The 4,970-nt window shown below is 76.4% G+C and carries 3 protein-coding genes; all 3 read right to left on the bottom strand.

All coding sequences use genetic code 11. The annotated features are described in order from the left end of the window. Positions 1 to 90 precede the first annotated feature (90 nt). Positions 91 to 2,406, bottom strand: a complete 2,316-nt coding sequence (locus tag E1281_RS37380) for a DUF5682 family protein (protein ID WP_131884431.1) — start codon at positions 2,404 to 2,406, stop codon at positions 91 to 93. Then, on the bottom strand, positions 2,403 to 3,488 hold the full coding sequence (locus E1281_RS37375; protein ID WP_131884430.1) for an AAA family ATPase: 1,086 nt from the start codon (positions 3,486 to 3,488) through the stop codon (positions 2,403 to 2,405). The genes E1281_RS37380 and E1281_RS37375 overlap by 4 nt, the downstream gene beginning before the upstream one ends. Then, on the bottom strand, positions 3,485 to 4,970 hold a 1,486-nt coding region (locus E1281_RS40865; RefSeq protein ID WP_165959274.1), incomplete at its 5' end, for a DUF5691 domain-containing protein. The genes E1281_RS40865 and E1281_RS37375, both read right to left, overlap by 4 nt.

Below are 4,970 nucleotides of genomic sequence, written 5' to 3'. Positions count from 1 at the left end.
GCGTCACCCCGGTCCCGTCGGCCCTCTCGCCCCCGAGAACGAGCCGCCACCGCCGCAGCCGGTCGTCCCGCCCGCCGGCGTCCTCACCGCTCACGTCGGTCCCTCCTCGCCGTCGGTGCCGTGGTCATCGGGACGCGGCCAGCCGAGGATGCGCAGGGCCGTATCGGCGGCGCGCGCCGCGCGGATCTCGTCGAGGGCCTCTCCGTCCGGGTGGGAGGAGCCGGCCGGGGCCTCGCCCACGCGGCGGAGCCGGTCCCCGATGGACCGGCGCTCGGCGTCGGCGTAGGCGCCGAAGGTGCGGCGCAGCAGGGGGAGCACGTCGGTGAACGAGTCGTCCGGCAGGCCGGAGATCCAGTCGTCGACGAGGCGCAGGAGCGCCTCGTCGTGCATCAGGATCAGCGCGCCGCCGGACAGGAACCCCTCGACCCAGGCGGCGGCGCGGTCGGGCGCGGTGCCGACGGAAACGGCCCGCGCCATCCTGTCCTGGACGTCGTGCAGGCGGCCCGCGTCCAGGAGAAGTCTCGTGAGGCGCCCCTCGATCAGGCCGTGCAGCGCCTCCGGGCGGGCGACGAGGCCCTCCAGCGTGCGGCGCCAGCGTTCGATGTGGCCTTCCTCGGCCAGCAGCGCCAGGGCACCGTGCACGGCGTCGACGTGGCCGAGGAACTCGCGGGCGGCGTCGTCGTCGAGTCCGGTGATCGCCGGCGGGAGCCCGACGCAGATCCGCACGACGAGGCCGTCGACGACCGTGCGGAGCGGCCCCGTGGACGTGCCGCGCACGTCGCCGTACCGGAGCGCGCGGACGAGGGCGGGCATCGCGGACATCAGGTGCGCGACGTCGGTGTCGACCGCGGCGCGGTCGGCGAGGGCCCGCATGACGGCGGGCAGCGCGTCGCCGAGGTCGGCGAGCAGGCAGCGCTCCGCCACGGACGTGAGATCGGCGAGCGCGGTGGCGTGCCTGGCCATCGCCTCGGCGCGGGCCGTGGTCGCGCCGCGGACGGTGGTGCCCCACGCGCTCGCCTCGATCAGCTCGACGTCGAACTCGGGCCGCCACGCCAGCGTCCACGTTTCGCGGAACGTGCCCTTGGAACGGCCCGTCTCGGACGGGACGCCCCAGTCGACGTCCAGCAGCCGGAGGCGGTGCAGGAGGCGGCTGCGTTCCAGGTCGGTGGGTTTGCGCAGGTCGAGGTCCTGCTCCTTGTCCAGGGCGGACGGCTTGAGCCGCAGCCGCCGCTGCTCGGCCTGAAGGTCGCGCTGGAGCGGGACCATGGGCGTCCGTTCCGGGACGGCGCCGAGCCGCTCACCGACGACCATGCGTTCCCGGATCAGCTCGACCGGCAGGCCGGCGCCCTCGCACAGCACCGCCCGGGTCGCGTCGGTGACCTCGTCCAGCCCGGCGAGGGGACGCCCCCGCAGCGCGGCGAGGGCCTCGGCGAGCCGGACCGCCTCGATCACGTGCGCGGAGGAGACGTGCAGGTCCTCCTCGCGCAGGACGCGGGCGGCGGCGGTCAGCCACCGCTCGATCGGACGGTCCCGCGCCGCGAACAGGTGGTGGTACCAGCCGGGGGACCGGACGCCCGCGCCGTAGCCGGAGCGTCCGGCGAGCCGCCCGTGCGTCCACGGCACCCACGTCATCGCGATCCTGGCCTTCGGTAGCCCGCGCAGCGTCCGGTCGTCGTGGGCCGCCGGGACCTTCGCCCGGAGCGCCGGCACGTGCCACGCGCCGCACACGACGGCGACCCGCTCGTGCCCCTCCTTGAGGGCGCGGCGGAGCGTCCGCCGCATGTGCGCCTCGCGCTGCTCCTCCCGCCGCAGGTGGCCGGGCGGCAGCCCCGCCGGCGCCGCCCCCTCCGGAAGCGCGGCGAGCTGCGCGCGCAGTTCGGCCATGGCCTCGGCGATGGCGGGGAACGGCGACGGCCCGCCGCCGCGGTGCTCGACGACGTCGTCCCACCACCGCTCGGCGTCGTCGTATCCGGCCGCCTTCGCCAGCCACCCCAGCGGATCGAGCCGGATGCCCTCCGCCGCCCCTTCCGCCGGGTCCTGTGCCGGCTCCTGTGCCGCGCCCTCCTCGGCCGGGACGAGCTGGTGGGCGGCCGGCAGATCGCAGAAACGGACCGGGACGTCCGCGTCCAGCGCGTACCGGATCGCCTGCCATTCGGGGCTGAACTCGGCGAACGGCCAGAACGCCGCCTTGCGGTCGCCGTCGCCGGGAGCGGGCGCGGGGGAGTAGGCCAGCAGCGCGACCGGCGGCACCATCCCCGGATCGCCCGCCAGCTCCACGATCGGGTCGGCCTCGGGCGGGCCCTCGATCAGCACCGCGTCCGGCTTGAAGTCCTCCAGGGCGCCGCGCAGCGCCCGCGCCGAGCCGGGCCCGTGGTGACGGACCCCGTAGACCTCGACGTGGCTCAAGACACCTCCCGGCACGCGCGGTAGAAGTCACGCCATTCCGGACGGTCGCGGACGACGGCCTCCAGGTACTCCTGCCAGACGACCCGGTCGGACACCGGGTCCTGCACGACGGCGCCGACGATCCCGCCCGCCACGTCCGCGGCCCTCAGCACACCGTCGCCGAAATGCGCCGCCAGCGCCAGCCCGCTCGTGACCACCGAGATGGCCTCGGCGGTGCTGAGCGTCCCGCTGGGGGACTTGAGCCGGGTGCGGCCGTCGCTCGTCATCCCGGTGCGCAGCTCCCGGAAGACCGTGACGACGCGGCGGATCTCCTCCAGGCCCGCCGGGGACTCGGGCAGCTCCAGCCCGGCGCCGATCTGGTCGACGCGCCGCGCCACGATGCCGACCTCCTCCTCGGCGGACTCGGGCAGCGGCAGCACGACGGTGTTGAACCGGCGCCGCAGCGCGCTGGACAGCTCGTTCACGCCCCGGTCGCGGTCGTTGGCCGTGGCGATGACCGTGAAGCCCCTGCGCGCCTGGACCTCGGTGCTCAGCTCGGGCACGGGCAGCGTCTTCTCCGACAGGACCGTGATCAGCGAGTCCTGGACGTCGGACGGCATCCGGGTCAGCTCCTCGATGCGGGCGACCGCGCCCCGCCGCATCGCGTGCATCAGCGGGCTCTCGACCAGCGCCTTCTCCGACGGGCCTTCGGCGAGCAGCCGCGCGTAGTTCCACCCGTAGCGGATCGCCTCCTCCGCCGTGCCCGCCGTCCCCTGCACGAGCAGGGTGGAGTCGCCGCTGACGGCCGCCGCGAGATGCTCCGACAGCCACGTCTTGGCCGTGCCGGGCACGCCGAGGAGCAGCAGCGCCCGGTCGGTGGCCAGCGTCGCGACCGCGACCTCGACCAGCCGGCGCTGCCCCACGTACTTCGGGCCGATCGCCGTGCCGTCGGGCAGGTCGCCACCGAGCAGGTACGTGGTCACGGCCCACGGGGACAGGCGCCAGCCGGGCGGGCGGGGCCGGTCGTCGTGCTCGGCCAGCCGCGCCAGCTCACCGGCGTACTCCTGCTCGGCGTGCGGACGCAGAACCGGGTCTTCGGTCACGGGGACAGCTCCTTCAGCATCTCGTCGCGGAAGCGCAGGGTGGCGATCAGGTCGGTGACGGCCCGCGGGGCGGCGGCGCCCTGCTCGGCCGCGAGCACGTCCAGGCGGGGCGCGGTTCCGGGGTCGAGCCGCTGGTCGGCGAGCCGGCACAGCTGGACGATCAGGTGCTCGTCCCGGCGGGTGGGACGTTCGGCGGACGCGCCGAGGATCGCGACGACCGCCGACGCCAGCGCACCCGACCACGGCCCCGGCACCCGTTCGAGGACCCGCAGCAACTCCGGCCGGCCCTCCACCCAGCGGATCAGGCCGGCCGCCGCCGGGTCGCGCTCCTCCTCGGGCAGGACGGACAGCAGGTCGGCGAGCGCCTCCGGCTCGTCCACCATGACTCCGCCCTTGAGCAGCGCCCGCGCCCACTCGGCGTCGCGCTGGCTCAGGGCGGCACGCGCCCACCCGATGTGGACGTCGCGCCCATCGGCCTCCGGCTCGCTCCCGGGGGGCGGCCCCCCGGCGGCCACGGTGATGGGCAGGCACACGATCTCCATGGGCGACAGGCCGAACAGCTCCGTCCAGGTGGACAGGGGAGTGCGGGCGAGGATCTCGCGCAGCCACGCCGCCCTCGTCCCGACCGGCCCGCCGCCGCCTCTGGGCGCGAACGACCCGCTCGGATGGAAGGGGACGCCGTCACGCGCCATGCCCTCCTCATGGGAGTGCGGCGGATCGACGTGGATCCACGTCCGCCCCCGCCCGGTGCCGATCTTCGAGGGGCGGGTCTCCGGGGTCAGGCAGGCACGGGCACGCGCCGCCATCCGCTCCCCGTACGCCGACCCGGGCAGGCGGGCGAGCAGGTCGGACGCGAGCTGCCGCACGTCCTTCCCGCGGTCCTCCAGGGCCGCTTCGAGGAACTCCTCGTCGGCCGGCGCCAGCCCGTGCTCGAACGTGGCGAGGAACGCCGCGCGGTCGGGCGCGGGCTCCCCGGACCACGTCCGGCGCAGCAGCTCCCGGGCCCGCTCCGGCTCGGTCCCGCGGAGCCCGGTCAGGTAGGCGACCCGCCGGTTGCGGGTCCCGGTCTCCCACACCTCGGGCCCGCCGCCGGGATCGTCGCCGGAGCCGACCAGGTACGCCCAGTCGGTGTTCTGCAGCGCCAGCCACACCCCCCGCCGGCCGGACGCCCGCGCGATCGGCGGCCGCAGCATCCGGTCGCCGCGCCCGCGCTCCAGCAGGTCGGGGAGCAGCTGGGCGGGCACCCGGAAGCCGCGCGCGGCCGCCGCGTCCAGCCACTCGGGCAGCACCCGGATCTGCTCTCCGCCGAGGATCCGCCGCAGTCGGACCGCCGCCGCGTCCGGCACGACGGGGACCTCCTCCACCGGGGCCAGCGCGACCGGAACGGGCGCCGCGGCCGCGGCGGCGCGCCCCGCCCGGCGCCGGACGGCCAGCAGCGCCGCCTGGTCGAGCAGCCGCCCGGCCTTGTCCGCCCTGTCCCCC

The sequence above is a fragment of the Actinomadura sp. KC345 genome (genome assembly GCF_004348515.1).
GTDB lineage: Bacteria > Actinomycetota > Actinomycetes > Streptosporangiales > Streptosporangiaceae > Spirillospora.
Note: the sequence above shows the minus strand (reverse complement) of the source record. Positions and strands in the feature narration are given on the sequence as shown.